The organism is Actinomycetospora endophytica (assembly GCF_021026375.1).
Classification (GTDB): Bacteria; Actinomycetota; Actinomycetes; order Mycobacteriales; family Pseudonocardiaceae; genus Actinomycetospora; species Actinomycetospora endophytica.
Window position 1 is genome coordinate 1 of the sequence record NZ_JAJNDB010000008.1, and the last position, 18,313, is coordinate 18,313.

Below are 18,313 nucleotides of genomic sequence, written 5' to 3' on the forward strand. Positions count from 1 at the left end.
CCAGCGCGGCGGCCACGTCGTGTTTGGAGGGGAAGTGGAAATACAGCGCGCCTTTGCTGCCCGGCGCCTGGCTGAGCAGGTCGTTAAGGCTGGTGCCGTGATACCCCTGCGCGGCAAATTGCTCGCCGGCAGCGACCAGCATGGCGTGGCGGGTCGTCGCGGCGCGCTGCTGTTGCCGGTTCGGGCGACCACGCTCGGGCGGGAGACCGGCCCGGTGGCCGGTTTGGGCGTCGGCGGGGGGCGGGCTGGTCATCGGTGGGGTGCTTTCCATGGGCCGAGCGTGAGACTGGGGCGGTCGAGGGCGGCCTGGCCCGGGCCACGCCGCAGGCGGTGACCGGCGGTTCCGGGCCGGGGTATCGGCAACACTGCAGCGACAATGAGACGGGCACCGGGATCAGGACCGGAGTATATGCGCGGTGGAAGCGTCACCAACCGGTGCCGCGCTGCATCGGGAGGTAGGTCCGCCTGCCCGACCAGACATCGGCTCTGGGTCGAGTAGCAGCGTCCTACCGCTCCCTGCGGTGTTCAATCACTTCGGCGAGGGCGCAGCCGGATCGGGACGCAGCATCCGATCACGCCGAGGGACGGGGCCATACGAAGCAGTCCAATTCAGGTCCGGAGTCCGCCAAGCAGCCGTCACATGATCTGGGGAGGCGGCGGCCCGGGCGGCCCGGGCCAGGCGTGCAGGCCGGTCCGTCGGTTGTCGTGGGCTCGAGTCTGTGGCACCGGCGGCCCGGTGCGCGGCGCCGGTCGCCCGGATCGCGGCGGGCCTGTTCCGCTCAGCCCGAGGCGGTGAGGTCGAGCAGGAGCCAGACGATCGCCGCCGACGCGGCAAGGGCCGCAGAGACCAGCAGCAGCACTGTCGCGATCTCCCACCGCCGCAGCACGGCGTCATCGTCGCCCCGCGCGCTGGGCAGTCCGGTCACGACATGGCAGTCTCGGCCAACCGGGCCCCGAGATCCAGGGCTGCTCGGCCGATCCGCGCCGGGGACACGAAGCCCTGTGATCGCGAGCTCGCCAATCCTCATGGCCGCGCCCCGTTCAGTGGATCAGTCATGGCCCGGTGGCCGGAAACGTCCGCGGTGCTGGTCCAAGGCGCCGCGTCCACCGATGCCGACATCGTTTTCTGTGTTCTCACCGGGCTCCCGCCACCTGTTGGCGGTAGCGGAGCCGCCCGGCCCGATCGGACAAATGGCGCGCCCGGGGCCGAGGCACCGCGGCGAGACCCGCAGTTCCAACATCCACGGTCTTGCGGCAGGATCTTGGCTGGCCACTCCGGCGGCGGGGAACGCTCAGGCGGCGGGGTGCGGAAGGGGGACTGATGCCCGAGGAGATCGACCCGATCGCGGCGGCGGCCTATGCCGATCTGGATACCACCGAGGTCGCGGTCAGCCGGGTGGCGAGCATTCTCACGGTGCGCGACGGGATCGCCGCCGAGCGCCGGGGACGGGTGGACGCGCTGGAGTCCTGGGGATCGACCGCGCCGTGGCCGATCGCCCGCAAGATCGTCGCCAGCCTGCGCAGCGCCGGCTGGCAGCCGCCGGCCCCGGAGCGCGTCGAAGCGGTCGCCGAACGCGCTAACCGGGACCGTGCTCGGTACAAGGCGTGGTTCGACGGCCTCAACGCCGACGACCGGGCCCGTGTCGTTGAGCACTACAGCGAACACGGCGACTATCCAGCCGACCTTCAGCCCCCCGGGCCCTAACCGCCGGGTCGGTATCTGTGGGATCAGGGCACTGTCACGAGGACGGGATCTCTCATTGCTGGGTTCGGTGACAGTCCTGGTGCTCGGTAGGATCCCGGTTGCGCCATGTCGGTAGGTCCCGCCCGGTTCTCGCCCTTGCCGTCTGGGTTGGGAGGGTCATCTGCCGCTAAACGGTGACCGTGCGCGGGTCCCGCGGATGACGGTGAGGCGCAAGAGCGGTCTGGCGCCGCGACGAGCCGAAGGACGTCGCGAAACCCGGCGGCTGGTGGGCGTGCTGGGCCTTCAGCGATCTCGCCGACGAAGCGATCATGCACCCGGCCGGGCATGCCGGTTGAGCGCTGCCGCCCCTGACACCGGGGTTACGGGGCGACGCGGGGCCCGGCGCTCGATCCGCTGGGGTCCGTTCACCTCGCAGACGCCGGGCCGCCGCGTCCCGTCGAGAGTCCTCCGGCCTCGCTCAACGGTCAAACTCGTGCCCCACCGGGACAGTGCAGCCGCTGACCTGGGTCAGCGGCCACGCTGGTCCGCACTGGTCGTTCCACCACCCAGCGCAGCTCGAACGCGGCCGCGGCCAACGCCTCGTGGACGGCATCGGCGTCGGTGGTGAGCGCGCAGACGGTGACACCCAGGCCGGCGTGACGCAGGTAGCGTTCGGCGAACAGGAGCAGGGCCGCGAAGGCGCCGTCCTGGGCTGAGCCCTCGACGTGCTGGTCCGGGGGCAGGGCAAGTACTACGTGGCGCAGCTCGGGGTGAGGTCGCCGGTGGCGGCGGGCCACGGCTACCGGCACCGGGCGTCCTCGAACAGGGTGTGATGCGGCCGGATCCGGGCCCGTAGCCGCCGGTGAGTGCGTCCGATCAGCAGACCCGCATGGCCCACCGTTGCGGCGTGCGGGCCCGCGGCGACCTTGGAGGCCTGCTGCTCGGCGCACCGGGCCCGCACCCCCCCCGTGAGGCCTGCGAGGCCGGTCTCGGCGCAGCGCAGCGCGGCCAGTTCGCGGTCTGCCGCGGCGCGCGACCCGCCGAGGACCACGGGGGTGCGAACGGTGAGTACCTGCACGTCGACGTGCCAGAGCTTGGCCAGGGGTACGGCCAGGGCGAGCGCGTCGCGGGCTCCGGCGCTGCCGTCGTAGCCGACGACGAGCTCGTCTCGACGCGTCCGCGCGGAGCTGGGGCGCCTCACGGGGCACCGCGCCTGGTCATGGTCGGTCGCGAAGTCCGCGTCATCCTCAGACCTCGCTGACCGGCGGTGGGGTAGGGGAGCCGGCGATGAAGTTCTCGGGATGTCCCGCGACGGGGTAGGGGTCGTCGGTGATCCACCGCTGGAATCCTGCTGGGTCCCGTCGGGCCAGCTCATCGAGATACCGGCGCCGGTCGTCGACGACCCGGGCGCGGCCCAGGGCGTCGCTGGTGGCGCGCAGGGCGAGGAAGCTGAGTTTCCACTCGCGGCACAGCGACGCGGTCGGCAACGACTCCAGCGAGACCGCGCGGTGGGACCACTCGCTCACCACCTCGACCGGCCTACGCGCTGGAGCCTCGGAGGGTGGGGGCGCGGGGAGCTGCGCGGCTGCGGCGTGCAGCAACTCCAGCACCGCGAAGGTCAGGATGCTCGCGGCCACGACCAGGGTGACCAGCTCACCGAGCGCACCCGACGCCGAGGTGTGGTGCATGAACGCTGGCGCGGTGCAGCCGATCGCGATCGCCAGGACGAGCAGGATCAGTGCCTGCTGCGAGCTGTGGGGAAGCCGCCCCGCGGGCCGGCTGGAGCCGGGGTCGGCGTGCCCGGTGCTGGCCGGCTCGCACAGACAGACCGCGACGCCGATGAACGTGATCGCCAGCAAGGTGATCGCGACGGCGCCGACGCCGGCCGCCGAGGATGGGAACGCGGCCGCGGCGCACCCGGTGGCGACCGCCACGACAGACACTGACGGTCCCGTCGGAAGCGCCTTGGCCAGCAGGGCCAGCGCCGCGGTCCCACCGGCCGGGCGTCCGCTGGGGCTGTTGGTGCCGTTGATGCTCATCCCACGCGGCCTCCCTGGTCAGACGTGCAACCAGGGACCGTCAGCGGATTCTGCCGCAGTTGAGGTGAGCCCCATCACCTAGCGCGTTAGTTTACAGCCCAGCCGGGCGGGTGCGCCAGCGATGGTGACCCGATTCGGTGGTGTCTGAGCGATGAATGCGATTCCTCGGTGTTCTGCAATTGGTCGTCGGCGCTCCCTCAACCGGGGAACGCTGGATCACTTCGGCGCGCAGCGGGTCGTGTCGGTCCCGCAGTTCGGATTCGTCGCCGGGTAGCCAGGTCTGCGAACCAGAACGTGCTCTTGGCTCGGTAGCGCGGGTACACGGTGATGCCGCGCTCATCGAGGAGCCGCTCGAACTCCGTCGCCCTCGCCGTGGCCTGCTCGGGTCGGCAGCGGGTCGAGAGCTCGACCAGCTCCCGGCCACCGGGGAACCGGAAATGCTCCAGGTCGACCCGGACCTCTCCGGCGCTCTTGACCCGGTGCACGACCAGCGGGCCGTGCACCACCAGGCCCTCGAGGCCCGCGTCGTCGACGATCTCGTGCCCGCCGTGGCACGCCCACCCGCGCTGGGCCGGGCACAGCAGCCGCCCTGGCGGGAGATCGCCACCGATCACGCCCGCCGCGACGCCCGGATCCACGCCGCGCCGGACCTCGATGTCCTGCCACGTCGAGCCGGGCGTCACGTCGATCTCGATCCGCGCGCCGGGTGGGACATCCGCCTCATCGACAGGACCCGCCCGGCGGGCGGAGACCGCCAGGTCGTAGCGCCCCCGGGCCCGACCTCGCAGACGAACCTCGACACCGGCCCGCAGCAGATCCAGCGCCGGGGTGTCCAGCAGATACATCCGACGCTGGCTCCAGGCCAGCGACGAACGTCCGGTTAGCAGTTCGGCCGCCGCGCCCGCCGGGCCGGCCAGCGCCACCTTGAACTCGACACTGCCGGCGTGGGTGACCGCGCCCAGCTTTTCCCGAGTGCCTCGGGTGACCCGAACCTGATCACGTCCCCGCGACCGGCGCGGGCCACGCCGGCTCCCTGTCACGGAGCCGGCTCACCCGCGTCGTCAGTATCGCTGCGGCCCCCACGGCACCTCCGTTCTTGAGACGAGAACAACCCGGGTGGCCATGCCGGAAGCGCCGCGCGCGGCGACCTCGGTCGTCCCCGGTCCGGCTAACCGGAGAGCTGCCCGGCGGTCGCGGCCGGCCCGGGCGCCGGCGGGGTGGGTGTCGACTCGCCGGGGCCGTCCAGGCAGGCGTGCACACTGCGGATAGCGGACCGCATCGTGTGCAGCAGGAACTCGTCGCGCTCGGGCGTCGCGCTCGGCAGCCGCGCTCGCAGTCGCTGGAATGTGCTGGCCAACGTCGCGGGCCCGCATCCCCATCGGGCGATCAGCGATCGCGCCCCGCGCCGCCCTCCGGGACCGCGGCTGCTTCGGTGCTCGAGGCGGCGAGCCTCAGCGGCGAGGCGCCAGAAGAGGGTCTCCTCCGGAGCCAGGAGCAGCCCGGCGTCGGCGAGCGTGACCGCGACCGCGGCCTGCACCAGGTCGCGGCGCGACCGCGAGCGCGTTCCGATCAGTTCGGGGGCGAACAGGGTCAGCTGAGGACGAGTCTGATCGGACAGCGCGTCGTTGATCAGACGGCCCAGCTGCGCCAGGCTTGGATCCACGGCGCGTGGATGGTCCCCGAACCGCTCGCCGCACAGCAGCGAGACGTACTCCAGCAGGCAGGCGCCGTCCCCGGTGTGGTGATGGCGACCCGCCGTGAGCAAAGGCATCGCGGCGCCCGAACGCACCGGATCGGCGTCGCGATAGCGATACACGTACATGAGATTGACCTCCGAACTAGTGAGCCCCGACCGGGGCGACTGGCTATTTCCGTAGCGGCCACAAAGACCGGCGGACCGAATACCACCGGGTCAGCTGACGACGAGATGTTTATGTGGACCGGGACCGCGGGCCCCATCGGGCACCGCGATGACCCTGCGGCGCGAGAGCATGCGGGGCATCGTCCCGGCGCCCGGCCAGGGTCGGGTCGACCGCCCCATTCCAGCCTCCTCTCAGGTACTTGGCGTTGACCCCGCGATCAGGAGCGGCCAATTCGATGAACTCAGAACAGACCTCCTACATGGCGGCGTGAACCGCCCCGTCCGTGTCGTGCGTGTGGCCGATGAGGCGAGTGAGGAGTCGCCGCAGGGTTCGGCCGCTAGCGGCGACCTCGGCGGCGTCGAGGGGGTCGAGGGCGGCGGCTTCGGCGACGGCGGCGTGGGGCGCGGCCTGCTGCAGGGCCTGGTGACCGGCCTCGGTCAGCGTGAGGCCTCCGGGGTGCGATCCCCGGCTCGCGGTGCACTCGATCAGCGCTGCGGTGATGAGCCGGGACACCAGCGGGCTGACGGCCTGCGGTGTGGTGAGCAGGGTGCAGGCCAGCTCACGTCGGCTCAGCCCGGGGCGCTGCGCGATGAGGGTTAACGCCACGAGTTGGCGCAGGGTGAGCCCGGCATCTGCGACGGCGCGGTCGACGCGGCGCTCGAGCAGGTGTGCGAGCTGCGCGATCAGGTGGGTCAACAGCTCGTCGGGCACCACGTCCCGTCGCCGTTCCATCCCGTCCATCTCGTTCGGCATCCTCTTATCCACAGCAGGTCCGACTGGAGTTCGCGCGCCGCGCCTTCGCGGCTCCGGAGCAGACCTCGGTGGGCGTGCACCAGGACTCCGCTCCGGTCGAGCGGGCTTTACTCACCGACACTGTCCGTGCCGCCCCCGCCGAGCTGGCCAGGTAGCTGGGGAAGACGTTCCGGGCGGTGAGCGCGAACGGGGACCCAGTCGCGGGGTCCGGGACGAGGCAGGCGAATCCATGCTCAGTGCGAGGCGGGTCGTGGGCCGCGCTCGCTGTCGAGGCCGGTCGTGATCGGGGGGAGGCCGAGCGTGTCGCGGGTGGTGGTGACTGCGTCGGCGAGGGCGGCGAGCAGCAACCGATCTCCCTCGGGGTGGGGTAGTCGGTCCGCGGCGGCCCAGGCCGTGGCCAGCAGCGCGTGGCGGTCCACGGTCCACAGCGGTTGCCACGGTCGTGCTCGGCGCCACGAGCGGCCGTTCGGACCGGACGCGGTGTGCCAGTCGACGTGGCGGCCGGCGAGTTCAGCGACGTCTTGCAGCATGTGCTCGTCGGGGGCTGCGGTCAGGCCGGCGCGGGCGATCGCTCGGTAGACCGCTGCGGGGATGGCGGGATGAGGGCGCCGGGTTCCGATCAGCGCGGGCGCGAGCACCGCGAGCCGGCCACGGGAGCTCTCGTCGAGGCGGTCGTTGACTCGGCGGGCCAGCCACGCCAGGTGGGGGTGGGTGCAGGCCGGGTGGGCGCTGAACGGGGTTCCGGCCAGCACTGAGACGTACTCCATCACACAGCTGCCCTGCTCCGGACCGTGGTGGCGCCCGCGCGAGAGCACCGGCAACCCGGCCGGCGGCGGGTCGCCCGACCCGCCGGGCCCGAATGTCTCGCCGGGTCGTTCTGCTCGGCGCTCGCGCCGCGCTCCCCACCAGGTCATGGCCGTCCCTTTCTGTCCGGAGCATCGCCGTCAGCCGGCGGCCGGTCTCCTGGTTTCGTTGACCTCGGCGACAGGGCGGCGCCCCACCACCCGACGAGGCCACGAGGCCGCGGGTGGCGCCCACGGCGCCGCGCGGGACGATCGGCGGCAGCTGCCCCTCGGGCGTCGGGTTCTCGGGCGCGTGTCATCGACCTCCGGCCGCTGAGGGCTTTCGCGAGATCGGGATCGTCACGCCGAAGACCATCGGCAATTCGACCCAGCGCCAGCAACTCGACAATGGTCACGGTGCCCACCGCCTCACGCGTCGCTGTCGGGACGGTGACTCGCCGGACGCCTTACCGAGCTCGATGGCGGAGACGCCCGCGGCAGCCGGCTGGCCCCGTCTGCGGTGTAGTGGTGACGCCTCCGCCCCGACCAGCGGCCTCGGGGTGCCCAAACGTGCCTCTTCGGTGTCACGGTGACGATGAGTGCGCATGGGGCAGGTCCCCTCTCTGGGCTTGCGCCGGTTCGGTGGAGGCTGGCCTCGAGCCGCGGGTGCGCCGGGATCGTTGCCGGCCCGGCCCGCGGCCCGAGGTCCTAGTCATGGCCTGGTCAACGCCACAGCGGCGGTCCCAGCGGCGGCAGGCCACCGGTGGCGCCGGTCGCGGTCCAGGCCACGTTGAGGAAGGCGTAGAGCCCGATCGCGCAGAAGATGAGGACCGCGATGCCGGCGGCGACGAACAGGATCGGGAGCGAGAGACCGATCGCGAGCAGGTTCCCCAGGACCGCGAGGTCGACGAAGACCAAGATCAGGATGTAGGCCAGCGGCAGCCGCAGGATGCCCAGCGTCAGCAGCACGAACACGATCGTCCAGGCCAGGAAGAACATGACCTCGGCGGAGCTGGTCGAGGCGGTGGGAATCTTGAACCAGTCGTTGAACAGCCCGGTGACCAGCACGAACAGGCTGAACCAGAACACCCCGAACAGCCCGAAGATCGAGGCGACGATGGAGTTGCCGACGATGATCGCCCACAGCGCGGTGGTGAACTCTCCGAGCCCGGCGGCGAAGGTGGTCTCGGGCAGCACCGACCCGAGCCCGCTGGGGATCGGGACGAAGCCGACCAGGGCGAAGCCCAGGACCAGCGAGCCGGCGACGAACACCGGCAGTCCGAACACCAGCGGGTCGCTGAACCCGCCGACGTGGACCGGGACCGCGGTCCGCCCGAGTTGTAGGTGTTCTCCCTCCTGGATCTCTTCGACGGTCAGGTTGGCGCCGGTTCCGTCGCTTTCTGTGGCGGCGTGGCGCTGAGTCGATTCGGTCATCTCGGAGCACTCCTTCGTGAACGATCACCGAAAATGGGTTGGGTCGCGTCGCGGTCGCGACGCGCGTGGCCTGGCCCGGAAAATGGCGCGGGCCAGCACGAATTGCCATCGCCGGTGCCCGTGATCGGTCGAGGCGATGGTTGGCGGTGACGGTCTCGACCGCCCCATGGAGGAAAGAAGTGGTCGAGCTGCGATTTCCGGTCGGCGGGCGCGGCGCACGTGGCACCGGGCCCGCCCGGGTCACAGGATCGGGCCGTCCCGGATGTGGGTGGCGCGGGATTCAGCGGCCAGATACGGGACGGGCAGATTCACGATCCCGGAGGTCATAGGCCTCACGCTCCCCAGTCGTCAACACCACGACTAGGGACCGTCAGCAGACAGAGTCTGCGGTTAGAGAGGTGAGCCCCATCACCTTTATCCTGTGGAATGTACTCCTCGTCAACGAGTTGTCAGTACTCCATTCGGGGCAACGTAGGGGGAACCAGGTCGGCGGGTGGGGCAGCGATGGCCCGGCGCGGGAGATCGCAGCGCGAGGGTGGGGGCCGCGAGCAACTGCGCCGGGGTTAGCTTGTCGCTGACGGCGGTGGGACTCGCCGAGAACCGCAGCACGGTCGCCGGCCACGGCAGGCGGCGGCCGTACGGCCAATGGTCCCTGGTGCGACCCGAGGGCCGGTCCCGGCGGGACCGGCGACGACGCTGCGCGCTAGGAGACCGCCTCATGAGCGATGACCACCCACCCGCCGGTCGGTCCCGTGCCGAGGACCCACCCGACCCCCCGCCGGCGGTCGAGACCACCGCGGAGCAGACCGCGGCGGTGGGCGCCGCGCACCCTGATGGCCGCGCGGAGCAGCCCGAGATCGCCGAGGACGTCATCGCCGGCCGCGAGCCCGGGGCCGACATTCTGCGCGGGCAGGGCGCCATCGTGGCCGCGGTCGCGCTCGGCGGGGTGATCGGCTCGTTGGCGCGCTGGGCGGTCGGGGTCGCGTGGCCGACCGCGCACGGCGCGTTCCCAAGCGCCACCCTGACGATCAACATCGTCGGCTGCCTGCTGATGGGTGTCCTGGTCGTGCACGTCGCTGAGGCCCGCACCGCGCACCCGATCGTGCGGCCGTTGCTCGGGGTCGGAGTGCTGGGCGGATTCACCACCTTCTCGACGTTCTCGGTCGACACCGAGCAGCTGCTCAGCGGCGGTCACCTCGGCACCGCGCTGGGCTACCTCCTCGCGACCACCGCAGGGTCGGTCGGCGCCGCCGCACTCGGTCTCGCGCTGGCCCGCCGCACCAGCCGCCGCGTACCCCGCCGGAGCGCACCATGAGCCTGGTCGCCGCCCTGTGGGTCTCGCTCGGCGCGCTGTTCGGTGTTCCGGCCCGCTACCTGGCCGATCGGGCGCTGCAGACGACCCACAGCACCTCGTTCCCGTGGGGGACCTTCGCGGTCAACCTGTTCGCCGCGCTGGTCCTCGGGATCGTGCTGGGTGGGCACGCCCCCTCGCCGGTCGTCGCCGCGCTGGGCACCGGGTTCTGCGGCGGGCTCTCGACCTGGTCCACCCTGGCCTACGAGACCGTCCGGCTCGCCGAAGCCGACGAGTCCTCACACGCGATGCTCAACGTGGTCGCCTCGGCGTTCGCCGGTATCGGCGCCGCCTCGATCGGGCTGGTCATCGGCGCCGCCCTGTGGTCCTCGGTGTTGTGAGTCCACCTCTGTCGGCCCGGGTCGCATCGCGGTCACTCGTTCAGAGGATGGCCGGCCGCGCGCTGATGGTGTTCGCTACGCCGCTAGGCGATGGGGCTCGCCTTTGACCGCAGAGTTCTCTGCTGACAGTCCCTGCATCGGTCTTCGACTGTGCAGGAGGCGTCGTGCGGACCCTGTCTTCCCCCGTCAGTAGCTGTGGGGCAGCCCCGCGGACCGGTACCGGTCGCGATCACGGCGTCGTCGATTCCGCCGGACGTGACGACGGCCGGACGTCGGGGGCTCGCGTCGGCGCGCCGGTCGAGGACCCGGCTGGGCCGTCGGCGGCACTCGCGGATCGGGGCCTCGGCGGCCGGGCGGATCGGCACGGTCTGCGCGCGCCCCCGCCACGTCGTGTCAGGTCGCAGAGCCACGGGATCCGGCTCGGGTGTCGGGCGGTGCGCTGCCGGGGACCGCGACGATGACCCACCGCGACAAACCGCTCGCCGACAGCGCCCAAGCGCAGTGGCTGATGCTGGCCGAGCTGGACGCCAACGACGGATTCCCGCTCTCCACCGACCAGCTCGCGGACCGGCTGTGGGAGCGGTTCGGGATCGAACCGCGGGTCGCCGCCGACGCGCTCTGGCATTTGTCGATCCAGGGGGTCATCGGGCTGGCGCGCTGGCCCGGGCCTCGGCCGCGTCATTCCCGGCCGCACTGGGTCATCGTTCCGTCGGCCTGGGCCGAATAGCCCCGCGCGGCCGGTTTGACGATCCGGCCGTCGACGCTGGTCCCACGGCCGGGCGCCGAACACGTTCCGCGAGATTCATGGAAACGCCTTGGTGAGATGTAGGGATCGTGACCTGTTGACCAGCCAGAGCCGAGATACCCCGGGGCGCGGCAGCGCGGGCGGAAGCGCGCAGCGCAACAGCTGCACATCCCCGGGGCGGGCCGGGACTGGATCGTTGCTGGTGCCGTGCGCAGGCGACGACGCCAGCGGCGACGCGTTGGCGTTGGCCGATGAGCTTTCGCGGTGGTGGCGCTGCGGCATCGACGTGATCGGGCTGCACGCCCCGGCCCGGGCAGGAGGCGCCGCGGTGGCGGCGGACCGCGAACTGCGCGCCGCGCAAGCGGCCCGCGCCGCGGCCGCCCGGTTCGGGCCGGCCGAAGCGCGGGTGGTGCGCTCATTCGAGTACGCCGCCCCCTCGATCGGCGCTGCGCTGGGCGAGCTGGCGCGATACGCGCCTCGCGCCGTGGTGGTCGAGACAGCACCGTCCCGGTGGGGTCGGGGCCGCGCGCTTGCTCGGGCGGTGCGGGGACTCACGACCGCGGTCGCCCTCGCGGCGCCAGGGCGGGCCTCGGGGAGCCCGGTCACCCGGCTGGTGATCGACGCGAGCCCGCTGCCGGACGACCCGGCGCCCGAGCCGGTGCTGCCCGACGGTGGGCTGTGCTCCCCGGGGGTTCACGGGCCGCCCGGGGTGGTGCTGCTCGGGCGCGGCGCGCGCGGGGCCGGCCGCACCGCGGAGCACCTGCACAAGGTGCGGCCCGGGGTCAGCGAAGTCCTCGCCGTGGACCTCGCCGATCTCGATCTCGGCCCCGACGACCTCGTGGTACGCCGGGGCCAGCCCTTCGGAGCCCACGGCGGGCTGCAGCTGACCCGGGCCGACCGGCGCATCGTGTCTCGAGCCGGTAGCTCGTTGCTGCTGACCCGACCGGTGGCCCTGGTCGAGCGGATCCGGCAGCTCAACACACCGGGTCGCTCCGCCCGGAGTACCCGCTGAGCGCGTTCGGCGGCGAGGGGAAACCCGCGCACCGCGATACCATTCACAACTGGCGATGGGACTCGCCAACAACCGCGGCCACCAGGCCGCTGATGGTCCCTGGATGCACCGACACCACGCACCCAGGAGACCTCCATGGACACATCCCGCGAACCACCCCGACCCAGAAACCGGCCACTGCGCTCGGTCACCGGCGACGGGGACAGTTCCCCCGCCGCAGTCCGTCGTGAGAGAGGGGAACGGTCCGACCTGCACGGGGCGGCGCTGGTTCTGCTGCGCCATGGAGAGAGCAAGAGCCACGCCGCGGGCATCCTCGCCGGCATGGGCGACCCGGAGCTGACGCACGCGGGCCGCGACGCCGCCCGCCGGGCCGGGGCCATGCTGCGGCGGGCGAATCTGCGCCCCGACCAGATCTGGGCGTCCACCCTGACCCGGGCCCGCGACACCGCCGCCCTGGCCGCCATCGCCGGAGACTTCGCCGACTGCCCGGCCACGGTGGATCACCGGCTCGACGAGCGCCACTACGGGGATTACACCGGCCGCCGCAAGGCCGAGCTCGTCGACGAGCTGGGCTACGAGCAGTATCTGCGGCTGCGCCGCGACGTCGACCTCCGACCGCCCCCGATGACCGCCGCCCAGCGGCAGCGACACCGCACCTTCCCCGCCGCACCGGAATACCTCGCCGGGGCGGAGTCGCTGGCCGACGTCACCCTGCGCGCCGCGGCATTCCACCGCGAACGAATCCTGCCGGCCCTGGCACTGAGCAGCCGCACCGTGCTGGTCGTCGCGCACGGCGACTCGCTGCGCGCGCTGTGCGCGGTGCTCGACGACCTCAGCAGCGCCGAGCTGCGGGAGCTGACGATCCCCGCCGCCACACCGCTGGTCTACCGCTTCGACTGGCTGCTGCGCACCGAGACCCGCGGCGGGCGATACCTCTCAACCCTCGGCAGCGGAGAACCACTTGCACCGATCCCCGGCCAGCACGGAGAACCGCGATGACCCACGACACCCCGAGCACCACCAGCGACACCACAGGCCAGCGACCCTGCGAGATCGCCGACGTGCGCGGCCGCCCGATCCTGGACTCCCGTGGCTACCCCACCATCGAGGTCGACCTGATCCTGGCCGACGGGACCATCGCCCGCGCCAGCGCCCCGGCCGGAGCGTCGACCGGCGCACACGAAGCGGTCGAGCTGCGCGACGAGGGCGCCGCGTTCGAGGGCCGCGGGGTCACCCACGCGCTGCGGATCCTCCACACCGAAATCCGTCCCCTGCTGCGCATGCGGGCCTGGAACGACCTCGACGAGGTCGATCACGCGCTGGCGGCCCTCGACGCCACCCCCCACTTCGCCCGGCTCGGCGCCAACACCGCGGTCGCGACCTCGATCGCGGCCTGCCGCGCCCTCGCTCACACCCAGCAGGTTCCGTTGCACCGCTGGCTCGCCCAGCTGCTCGATACCGCCCCGGCCTTGCCCGTGCCGCACTTCAACATCATCAACGGTGGCGCGCACGGCCGCGGCGAACTGGACTTCCAGGAGTTCATGATCGCCCCGGTGGCCGCCGCGGATCTCGAGGACGCGATCCGCATCGGCGCCGAGGTCTACCACACCCTCGGCCGCCAGCTCCGGCGGCGCCACGGCACCACCGGGCTCGGCGACGAGGGTGGGTTCGCGCCCCCCATCACAGACCCCGAGGTCGTCCTGGACCACCTCGTCGACGCCATCGCCGCCGCGGGCTACGGCTTCGGCTCGGACGGGGTCAGCATCGCCATCGACGCCGCCGCGAACCATTTCCATCACGGCGACGGGAAGTACACCGTCAATGGCACGGATTACGACCGTGACAGCCTGTCGCAGTACTACCAGTCGCTGATCGACGAATATCCCATCCATCTGATCGAGGACCCGTTCGCCGAGGACGACGACCTCGGATGGAAACGATTCCACGCCCGGGCCGGGCACCGGATTCAAATCGTGGGCGATGACCTCTACGTCACCGACGTCGACCGCATCCGCTACGGCGCCGACCACGGCTACAGCAACGCCGTACTGATCAAACCCAACCAGGTCGGCACCGTGACCGGCACCCTGAATGCGCTGCGTCTCGCGCGTGCCAGGTCGATGACCGCGATGGTGTCGCATCGCTCCGGGGAAACGCTGGATACCTTCGTGGCCGACCTCGCCGTGGGCGCGGGCAGCGGCCAGCTCAAGGCCGGAGCCCCGGCCCGGGGGGAACGCATCGCCAAGTACAACCACCTGCTCTACCTCGCCGAGACCGACCCCTCGCTGCCCTACGGCCCGGCACACAGCACCGCGCAGGCCGGATGAACCCCCCGGCTGCGGCCACGGCCGAGGCCCTTCCGGTCCCGCCCGTGGCCGGGTCGGCGGGGCCCGCCGCGCCCGCACCGCCCGTTCCCGCACCCGCCATAGGTGCCGTCGCCCGCGGTCGACGACCCCAGCGCACCACCCGATCGACGACCCCGCCGTCCGGGCGCCCGGCAACCCCCCGTGACCGGCACGAGCCACCCGTTCGGGGGGTTGTCGGGCCCGACGTGAGGTCTACCTTGATGGCCCACAGGCGATGGGGCTCGCCTTCAACCGCAGGTCTCCCTGCTGACGGTCCCTGCTCGGTATCCACCACCGCGCAGGAGACCCCATGCCATCAACCACACCCGCTTTCCCCGCGAGGAGCACGGTCAGCGGCCCGCGTCGGTCCGCCGCCGACCGCACCGCGCACTCAGCAGGGCCGCGGTCATGGCACTGACCCCCACCGAGCACCGCACCCTCACCGAGCTCGCGGAGCATCTCAGCGCCTCCGATCCGCGGCTCTCGGGCCGGTTATCGCAGCCGATGCAGGCCCCGCAGTCAGCAGCGCGCGAGCTGGCCGTGATCACCGTGCTGCTGGCCTGGATGGCGGCCGGGCTGGTGCCGATTGCCCTCGGCGTGGCCTGGATGCAGCCACCACTGCTGCTCGTCGGGGTCATCACCGGCTTCGTCGCCGCCCCAGCCGGCATGTGGGCCACCCTGCGCTGGGTTCGGCGCCACCACTTCGTGGCCTTCCGCGACGGGACCCCGCAGTGATCACCCCGGAGACCGGCACCGCCGCCGCCCCGCTGGAACAACCCCTGCTACCCGTGCCTGCCCACCCCATCGAAGGAGATCCAGATATGGCCACCGCCGAGAGCACCGACGCCCGCGCGAGTCCGGATCTGGAACCGGCCTCGCGACGCCGCGGTTCCGAGCCGGCCGACCCGGGCGGGCGGTCGGCGGACCCCGGCGCCTGGGCGGTCACCGCGTTCGCGACCACCTCCTTCATGCTCGGGATGTACAACACCGGCCTGATCGACAAGGCCGGCGCGGCGATCGTGATCCCCGTCGCGTTCTTCTTCGGCGGCCTGATCCAGATCATCGTGGCCATCCTGGAGATCCAGCGGGGGAACCTGTTCGGGGCCGCGGTGTTCGGCACGTACGGGCCGTTCTGGGTGATCTTCGCGGCCATCCAGACGCTGTTCGCCTCCACCGTCCCCGCGGCCACGCTGTCCTCCGGGCTGTGCCTGTTCCTGGCCATGTTCGCGGTGATCACCGCGTATCTGTTCGTGGCCTCACTGCGCACCGACGCGGTACTGGCGGTGATCCTCGCGCTGATCTTCATCGGGCTGGTGCTGCTGGCGATCGGGGAGGGCACCGGCTCCGGCGCCGCAACCCTCGCGGGAGGCTGGGTGACCCTCGCGTTCGCTGTCCTGGCCTGGTACCACGCCGCCAGCGATATCGTCGCCGGCACCTTCGGGCGCCGGCTGCTGCCGGTGGGGCCGCTGACCTGAAGAACCCTTTCCGCCACCACGGCGACCCGACCGGGTCGCCGCCGATCGTGGCTGTGACGCTCAGGCCCCTTTGATGAGAGTGGCTCGGTTCCCTCCACGTCAGGGTGGCCAGCCCCTGAACGTCACGGTCACCACGGGCTCCCGGTGCCCGGCGCGGTCATGATGCCGCCGCGCCGGCACCGGGAGTTCCTACCCCGGCCCCACCCCCGTTCCAGCCGGGAACCGGCTCAACGACCAGAAAGGCGAGTGCTCCGGTGGATGTGACCGTGGAGATCCCGCAAGGGGGACGGAACAAGTACGAGCTCGACCACCAGACCGGTCGGCTGCGCCTCGACCGGCAGCTATTCACCGCGACCTGCTACCCCACCGAATATGGATTCCTCGACGGCACCCTGGGCCTCGACGGCGACCCGCTCGACGCGCTGGTGCTCACCGAGGCCCCCACCTTCCCCGGCTGCCTCATCGACGCCCGACCCATCGGCGTGTTCGTGATGGCCGACGAGCACGGCTCGGACAACAAGATGCTCACCGTGCCCCGGGGCGATCCCCGCTACGACCACCTGCGCGACATCGACGACCTCGCGGGGCACATCCGCGCCGAGATCGCCCACTTCTTCGAGGTGTACAAACAGCTCGAGCCCGGCAAGCCGGTCACCGGGACCCGATGGGCCGACCGGGAGCAGGCCCGGCTCGAGATCGACGAATCGATCGAGCGCTATCGCCAGCAGCACGCCCGCGGCCACAAAGTCGCGCCGCGCTGACCCGTAGCCAGATCTATCCCCAATCCGGAACAAGGAGGGCGGAACAGATCGTGCCCGACGAGAACACCCCCGAGGTCGACGACGCGGACCTGCCCGGTCCGGTACTGCACACCCAGGGGCCCGACCCCGAGCGAGCGCCGTCAGCGCACATCGTGCTCGGCTACGCCGAAGGCGAGCACAGCGACACCATCCTCGGTCTCGCCGCCGACCTCGCCACCCGCCTCAACGCCACCCTGCACGTGGTCCACATCGTCGACCTCACCGACTATCCGCTCAGCTCCGATGACCCCGACTGGGACCGCAAGGCCGCCGAGCACCTCGCCCAAGAACAGCGCGACGTGCAGACCGCACTGGCCGCGAGCCCGACGAGCTGGACCTACCACGCCGCTCACGGCAGCCCGGTCGCGCTGCTACGCCAGGTCGCCGACGACTGCGACGCGATGATGTTCGTCGTCGGATCCCGCGGGGAGGGGGCGGGCAGCATCGCCAGCCGCCTGCTGGGACGCCCGTCGGTCTCCCACGGGCTGATCGCTCACACCCATCGGCCTGTCCTCGTGGTGCCGCCCCGAGCCCACCGCCCCGCCGCGACGCACTGACCGGTCGCCACCGTTCCGGCATCGACATCAACCACCAAGGTCAACCCCGTGAGCCCGATACCCGAGAACTGCGTGCTACTCCTTAGACACGCCGAAACCGCACTCAACAGCGCCGGACGGCTGCGCGGTCGGCTCGACCCGCCCCTGGACGCCGCCGGGGAGCGGGAGGCCGCCGAACTCGCCCGCACCATCGCTGCCTTCGGCCCCCGGCGGATCGTGTCCAGCCCGCTGCAACGAGCCACCGCCACGGTCGCGCCGTTGGCGGAGCTGACCGGAGTTCCGGTCGCGAACGACCGGCGGCTGATCGACCGGGACTACGGGCAGTGGGCCGGTCAAGCGCAACCCGACGCCGAGGCCCAATGGGGCAGCCTCGATCGGGCGCCGGGCGTCGAACCACGCGACGACGTGACACGGCGGATGCTGGAGGTGCTCAACGAGCAGTGGGACGAGGCACGGGCGGGTCCGGTGGTGCTGATCTCTCACGATGCGACCAACAGCGCCCTGCTCGCAGCGCTCAATCCTGCGCTCGGCGAGCCGCAAACGATCACTCAGCACACCGCCTGCTGGAACATGCTCCACCATCGTCCCGATTCCGGGTGGGTCATCGATCTCGTCAACCAGGTCGCCGGCGCCGCACCCGCGCCGAGCTCGTGACCGGGCGCGAGCGGCTGTCTCCGTGGGCGGGTAGCCGGAGTCTTCCGGCGTCGTCTCCGGTGTGGATGTGGCGGTCAACTCAGCTGATCCGGCTGGTCTCGCTGCGACTTGGCCGGGTGCGGGGAGGCAGCGCCGCCACTCCGCGCACAACGCCCGGAAGGACAGCGTGTCGAGCACCGACACCAGCGGTCGCGGACCCGAAGGACTCGGTTCCTGCAACACCTCCGATGGAAGCTGCATCTCGATCGGCGCGCCGACCGCCGCGCCGAACGGGCACATCAGCATCCAGCCCGCCCTCCGCGGGAGCCCGAGTCCGACGTTCTCCCGCGGTTCGGGCAGCGCCGCGGCCGCCCCGGCCACACCCGCCAACGCGAGCAGCAAAGCCATCACGGCGACCACCGGAGGCGGCGCGACCGCCGCAACGCACATCGTTGCTGCCCCGGCGAGGCACACCAGCACCCAGACCTCGCTGCCGCTGA

General features: G+C 71.8%; 22 protein-coding genes and 3 riboswitches. Of the genes, 12 read left to right on the forward strand and 10 right to left on the reverse strand.

All coding sequences use genetic code 11. The features are described 5' to 3' along the window. Together LQ327_RS28505 and LQ327_RS28510 are read right to left on the reverse strand one after the other, a co-directional pair. Positions 1–253 (reverse strand): TetR family transcriptional regulator (locus LQ327_RS28505; RefSeq protein ID WP_230739319.1); only part of this gene is annotated, 253 nt, incomplete at its 3' end. A gap of 526 nt (positions 254–779) precedes the next feature. Continuing rightward, positions 780–926, reverse strand: coding sequence for a hypothetical protein (locus tag LQ327_RS28510; RefSeq protein WP_230739321.1), 147 nt, complete (start codon positions 924–926; stop codon positions 780–782). Positions 927–1,321: 395 nt separating this feature from the next. Between LQ327_RS28510 and LQ327_RS28515 the strand changes: the two genes are divergently transcribed. Then, a complete protein-coding gene (locus LQ327_RS28515) occupies positions 1,322–1,705 on the forward strand; it encodes a hypothetical protein (protein ID WP_230739323.1) in 384 nt (127 codons plus the stop codon). A gap of 464 nt (positions 1,706–2,169) precedes the next feature. Here LQ327_RS28515 and LQ327_RS28520 read toward each other — a convergent pair whose 3' ends face one another. The 8 genes from LQ327_RS28520 to LQ327_RS28555 all read right to left on the reverse strand — a co-directional run bounded on the left by LQ327_RS28520 (position 2,170) and on the right by LQ327_RS28555 (position 8,554). Next, a complete protein-coding gene (locus LQ327_RS28520) occupies positions 2,170–2,493 on the reverse strand; it encodes a hypothetical protein (RefSeq protein ID WP_230739325.1) in 324 nt (107 codons plus the stop codon). Then, entirely contained in the window at positions 2,484–2,885 is a 402-nt protein-coding gene (locus tag LQ327_RS28525; RefSeq protein ID WP_230739327.1) for a universal stress protein, read from the reverse strand. Before LQ327_RS28525 ends, LQ327_RS28520 begins: the two co-directional genes overlap by 10 nt. A gap of 46 nt (positions 2,886–2,931) precedes the next feature. Further along, complete coding sequence (locus tag LQ327_RS28530) at positions 2,932–3,723, reverse strand: hypothetical protein (RefSeq protein WP_230739329.1); 792 nt, start codon at positions 3,721–3,723, stop codon at positions 2,932–2,934. 197 nt (positions 3,724–3,920) lie between these two features. After that, positions 3,921–4,646: a hypothetical protein gene (locus tag LQ327_RS28535; protein ID WP_230739330.1), complete on the reverse strand. Its 726-nt coding sequence runs from the start codon at positions 4,644–4,646 to the stop codon at positions 3,921–3,923. A gap of 245 nt (positions 4,647–4,891) precedes the next feature. Further along, positions 4,892–5,545 carry a hypothetical protein gene (locus tag LQ327_RS28540; RefSeq protein WP_230739332.1) on the reverse strand — a complete coding sequence of 218 codons (654 nt, stop codon included), beginning with the start codon at positions 5,543–5,545 and terminating at the stop codon, positions 4,892–4,894. 295 nt (positions 5,546–5,840) lie between these two features. Continuing rightward, positions 5,841–6,338, reverse strand: coding sequence for a MarR family winged helix-turn-helix transcriptional regulator (locus LQ327_RS28545; protein ID WP_230739334.1), 498 nt, complete (start codon positions 6,336–6,338; stop codon positions 5,841–5,843). A 233-nt stretch (positions 6,339–6,571) separates the two neighbouring features. Beyond that, a complete protein-coding gene (locus LQ327_RS28550; protein ID WP_230739336.1) occupies positions 6,572–7,252 on the reverse strand; it encodes a hypothetical protein in 681 nt (226 codons plus the stop codon). Positions 7,253–7,843: 591 nt separating this feature from the next. Continuing rightward, entirely contained in the window at positions 7,844–8,554 is a 711-nt protein-coding gene (locus tag LQ327_RS28555; RefSeq protein ID WP_230739338.1) for a GPR1/FUN34/YaaH family transporter, read from the reverse strand. A 354-nt stretch (positions 8,555–8,908) separates the two neighbouring features. Then, positions 8,909–8,976: riboswitch (Fluoride riboswitch) on the reverse strand. Between the two features lie 296 nt (positions 8,977–9,272). Here LQ327_RS28555 and crcB point away from each other — a divergent pair. The 11 genes from crcB to LQ327_RS28610 all read left to right on the forward strand — a co-directional run bounded on the left by crcB (position 9,273) and on the right by LQ327_RS28610 (position 17,834). Next, a complete protein-coding gene (gene crcB, locus LQ327_RS28560) occupies positions 9,273–9,869 on the forward strand; it encodes a fluoride efflux transporter CrcB (protein WP_230739339.1) in 597 nt (198 codons plus the stop codon). Continuing rightward, complete coding sequence (locus tag LQ327_RS28565) at positions 9,866–10,246, forward strand: fluoride efflux transporter FluC (RefSeq protein WP_230739340.1); 381 nt, start codon at positions 9,866–9,868, stop codon at positions 10,244–10,246. Before crcB ends, LQ327_RS28565 begins: the two co-directional genes overlap by 4 nt. A gap of 457 nt (positions 10,247–10,703) precedes the next feature. Then, complete coding sequence (locus LQ327_RS28570) at positions 10,704–10,973, forward strand: hypothetical protein (protein WP_230739341.1); 270 nt, start codon at positions 10,704–10,706, stop codon at positions 10,971–10,973. A gap of 262 nt (positions 10,974–11,235) precedes the next feature. Continuing rightward, the gene (locus LQ327_RS28575; RefSeq protein WP_230739342.1) at positions 11,236–12,003 is read left to right on the forward strand and encodes a hypothetical protein; all 768 of its coding nucleotides are present in this window, start codon (positions 11,236–11,238) and stop codon (positions 12,001–12,003) included. 42 nt (positions 12,004–12,045) lie between these two features. Continuing rightward, positions 12,046–12,112, forward strand: a riboswitch (Fluoride riboswitch). Positions 12,113–12,138: 26 nt separating this feature from the next. Then, positions 12,139–13,002, forward strand: coding sequence for a 2,3-bisphosphoglycerate-dependent phosphoglycerate mutase (locus LQ327_RS28580; protein WP_269071145.1), 864 nt, complete (start codon positions 12,139–12,141; stop codon positions 13,000–13,002). Then, the gene (eno, locus tag LQ327_RS28585; protein WP_230739345.1) at positions 12,999–14,330 is read left to right on the forward strand and encodes a phosphopyruvate hydratase; all 1,332 of its coding nucleotides are present in this window, start codon (positions 12,999–13,001) and stop codon (positions 14,328–14,330) included. The genes LQ327_RS28580 and eno overlap by 4 nt, the downstream gene beginning before the upstream one ends. A 240-nt stretch (positions 14,331–14,570) precedes the next feature. After that, positions 14,571–14,635, forward strand: a riboswitch (Fluoride riboswitch). Positions 14,636–14,756: 121 nt separating this feature from the next. Then, positions 14,757–15,083 carry a DUF3040 domain-containing protein gene (locus LQ327_RS28590; protein ID WP_230739347.1) on the forward strand — a complete coding sequence of 109 codons (327 nt, stop codon included), beginning with the start codon at positions 14,757–14,759 and terminating at the stop codon, positions 15,081–15,083. After that, the gene (locus LQ327_RS28595; protein ID WP_230739349.1) at positions 15,080–15,823 is read left to right on the forward strand and encodes an acetate uptake transporter; all 744 of its coding nucleotides are present in this window, start codon (positions 15,080–15,082) and stop codon (positions 15,821–15,823) included. The genes LQ327_RS28590 and LQ327_RS28595 overlap by 4 nt, the downstream gene beginning before the upstream one ends. A gap of 266 nt (positions 15,824–16,089) precedes the next feature. Next, positions 16,090–16,584: an inorganic diphosphatase gene (locus tag LQ327_RS28600; protein WP_308286394.1), complete on the forward strand. Its 495-nt coding sequence runs from the start codon at positions 16,090–16,092 to the stop codon at positions 16,582–16,584. Between the two features lie 50 nt (positions 16,585–16,634). After that, complete coding sequence (locus tag LQ327_RS28605; RefSeq protein WP_230739351.1) at positions 16,635–17,180, forward strand: universal stress protein; 546 nt, start codon at positions 16,635–16,637, stop codon at positions 17,178–17,180. A gap of 48 nt (positions 17,181–17,228) precedes the next feature. Beyond that, positions 17,229–17,834, forward strand: coding sequence for a histidine phosphatase family protein (locus tag LQ327_RS28610; RefSeq protein WP_230739352.1), 606 nt, complete (start codon positions 17,229–17,231; stop codon positions 17,832–17,834). Positions 17,835–18,313 lie beyond the last annotated feature (479 nt).

Bases quoted from the DNA above. Each gene is read 5' to 3' on its own strand.
- eno (WP_230739345.1), top strand. From the start codon at position 12,999: ATGACCCACGACACCCCGAGCACCACCAGCGACACCACAGGCCAGCGA.
- LQ327_RS28530 (WP_230739329.1), bottom strand. From the start codon at position 3,723: ATGAGCATCAACGGCACCAACAGCCCCAGCGGACGCCCGGCCGGTGGG.
- LQ327_RS28580 (WP_269071145.1), top strand. From the start codon at position 12,139: ATGGACACATCCCGCGAACCACCCCGACCCAGAAACCGGCCACTGCGC.
- LQ327_RS28545 (WP_230739334.1), bottom strand. From the start codon at position 6,338: ATGCCGAACGAGATGGACGGGATGGAACGGCGACGGGACGTGGTGCCC.
- LQ327_RS28550 (WP_230739336.1), bottom strand. From the start codon at position 7,252: ATGACCTGGTGGGGAGCGCGGCGCGAGCGCCGAGCAGAACGACCCGGC.
- LQ327_RS28565 (WP_230739340.1), top strand. From the start codon at position 9,866: ATGAGCCTGGTCGCCGCCCTGTGGGTCTCGCTCGGCGCGCTGTTCGGT.
- LQ327_RS28570 (WP_230739341.1), top strand. From the start codon at position 10,704: ATGACCCACCGCGACAAACCGCTCGCCGACAGCGCCCAAGCGCAGTGG.
- LQ327_RS28540 (WP_230739332.1), bottom strand. From the start codon at position 5,545: ATGTACGTGTATCGCTATCGCGACGCCGATCCGGTGCGTTCGGGCGCC.
- crcB (WP_230739339.1), top strand. From the start codon at position 9,273: ATGAGCGATGACCACCCACCCGCCGGTCGGTCCCGTGCCGAGGACCCA.
- LQ327_RS28555 (WP_230739338.1), bottom strand. From the start codon at position 8,554: ATGACCGAATCGACTCAGCGCCACGCCGCCACAGAAAGCGACGGAACC.
- LQ327_RS28515 (WP_230739323.1), top strand. From the start codon at position 1,322: ATGCCCGAGGAGATCGACCCGATCGCGGCGGCGGCCTATGCCGATCTG.
- LQ327_RS28590 (WP_230739347.1), top strand. From the start codon at position 14,757: ATGGCACTGACCCCCACCGAGCACCGCACCCTCACCGAGCTCGCGGAG.